We start from the raw sequence: 1,970 nt of genomic DNA, 5'->3' as shown, positions 1-1,970 counted from the left end.
GAACAGGCCGAGAAGGAGAAGGCCGAGCGGGAACAGGCCGCGAAGGAACAGGCCGAGAAGAAGAAGCAGGCGGAACAGCAGACGGACCAGGTTCTTCGGGTCGGCGAACGACGGGGAGGTGGGGTCGTTTCCGACGATCAAGCCTCCTGCGACCCCGATCAACGAGATGCCGATAACCGTGAGGACGACGCCGGTGACCAGGGGCGGGAAGTATCGGACGATCTTGGCGAACGGTACGGCCAAAGCTATGCCGACTACACCACCGACCAGCATGGACCCGTATACCGCCTGCAGGCCGTACTCCTTGGCGATCAGAATCATCGGCGTCAGTCCGGCGAAGGTCGCCCCGCACACGATCGGCAGCCGAACACCGGCGACCTTCCCCACGCCCAAGCTCTGAATGATCGTGATGATGCCTGCAACGAGCAAGTCCGCGCTGATCAGCATCGCGACTGTGCTGCGATCCAGCCCTACGGCGGCACCGAAAACCAACGGAACCGTGATGCAGCCGGTGTACATGATGAGGACGTGCTGAAGAGCAAAAGCAGACTGGCGGGCAATGGGGAGCCGCTGGTCGACTGGATGGATGGCCATGCGCCGATCTCCGTCCGAAGCTGGAAGTGTTTCGTGTACGGGACTATTCAGCACGTCGATAATTTCTTACCGTGGTCGAATTTGTTTCGTCTGTGTAATCAAAACTTTCACCAGAGCACTGCTATCTTCGGCACATGGACGACGACCAGAAGGCGATAGCGACCGCAATCGGGGCTGCCGTGCGGACGGCGCGAAAAGAAGCCGGACTGACGTTGCGCGAGGTTGCCGTGAAGTCGGGCTTGTCCCAGCCCTTCCTGAGCCAGACCGAAAACGGCCACGCAGTACCCAGTGTCATGAACCTTCATCGCCTCGCGCAATCGATCGGCACCACCGCTCATGCGCTGTTGGCACAAGGTGAACGAACTCCGTCCAGCCTCGTCCGCGCCGGGGAAGGGCGAACGTTCGAACTGGCACACGATTCGGTGATCCGCTTCTGCTCCACCGGTTCACGCACCATGGAACCCAACGAGATCACGGCAGCACCTCACTCCGAGGCAGGCGAACACACCGAGCATGCCGGCGAAGAGTTCATTCACGTACTCGAAGGATCTGTCGAGGTCGAGGTGGGACTGGACGAGCATCACGTTCTTCACGTAGGCGACACCCTCCTCTACACCTCGACCATCCCGCATCGGTGGTTCAATCGCACCAATGCGGTGGCGAGATTCCTCATCGTGAGTTCGCCGCCCTCGTTCTAGATGCGCGGTTCCGGTTCCACACCACAACCCCCGCTCACGGCTTACCCTGACAGCGTGACCAAGTGGCCGGAGCTTGCGCGTGAGATCGCCGATACCGTTCTGTTTCCCGTCGCCGACAGCGTCGACGCCGACGGAGAAATCCCCAGCAGCCATTTCGACGCGCTCGCCGCCGACGGCTTCTACGGCATCGCCGCCCTCGGTGAGAGCGGACCCAGCAGCGACGAACTGGTCGACGTCCTCGAAACCTTGTGCGGCGGTTGCCTGGCAACGACCTTCACCTGGATGCAGCATCACGGCGTCGTCGGAGCCTTGGCTTCGAGTTCCAATATGTCTCTGCGCGAACAATACTGGGACGGGCTCGTTTCCGGCACGATTCGCGGTGGCGTTGCGTATGCCGGCGCCATCCCCCGGCCGCCGCTCCTGTGGGCGAAGCGGGTGAACGACGGCTACGTCCTCGACGGCATCGCACCCTTCGTCACCGGCTGGGGAATCGTCGATGTACTCCTGGTCTCGGCGCGAGACGAGTTCGACAATTCCATCGTTCACTCCGTCGTACCGGTGGGCGAGGCTCCGGGTCTGACGATCGAGGAACTTCCAGCACCGTACTGCGCGGTGTCCAGCAGCTTGTGGAAGGCGTGGTCCTCGATCGCGGCCAGCTCCACGGCCGCGGCCCGCTCC

2 protein-coding genes and 1 pseudogene are annotated in these 1,970 nt (G+C 62.2%); 2 read left to right on the top strand and 1 reads right to left on the bottom strand.

Features of this window, described 5'->3' with window-relative positions; all coding sequences use genetic code 11:
- Positions 1–594, bottom strand: a 594-nt coding sequence (locus ABT116_RS43700; protein WP_351646364.1) for a solute carrier family 23 protein, incomplete at its 3' end; no start/stop codon positions are given.
- Between the two features lie 134 nt (positions 595–728).
- On the opposite strand from ABT116_RS43700, the gene ABT116_RS43695 reads away from it, so the two are divergent.
- Together ABT116_RS43695 and ABT116_RS51140 are read left to right on the top strand one after the other, a co-directional pair.
- Positions 729–1,292, top strand: a complete 564-nt coding sequence (locus ABT116_RS43695) for a helix-turn-helix domain-containing protein (RefSeq protein ID WP_296552943.1) — start codon at positions 729–731, stop codon at positions 1,290–1,292.
- Positions 1,293–1,649: pseudogene (locus tag ABT116_RS51140) on the top strand (acyl-CoA dehydrogenase family protein); the annotation flags it as partial.
- Between the last annotated feature and the right edge of the window lie 321 nt (positions 1,650–1,970).

The sequence above is a fragment of the Streptomyces sp. NPDC002130 genome (assembly GCF_040296465.1).
Taxonomy (GTDB): domain Bacteria; phylum Actinomycetota; class Actinomycetes; order Streptomycetales; family Streptomycetaceae; genus Streptomyces.
The sequence above is the reverse complement of the archived record's forward strand: the minus strand, read 5'-3'. Positions and strand labels throughout refer to the sequence as shown.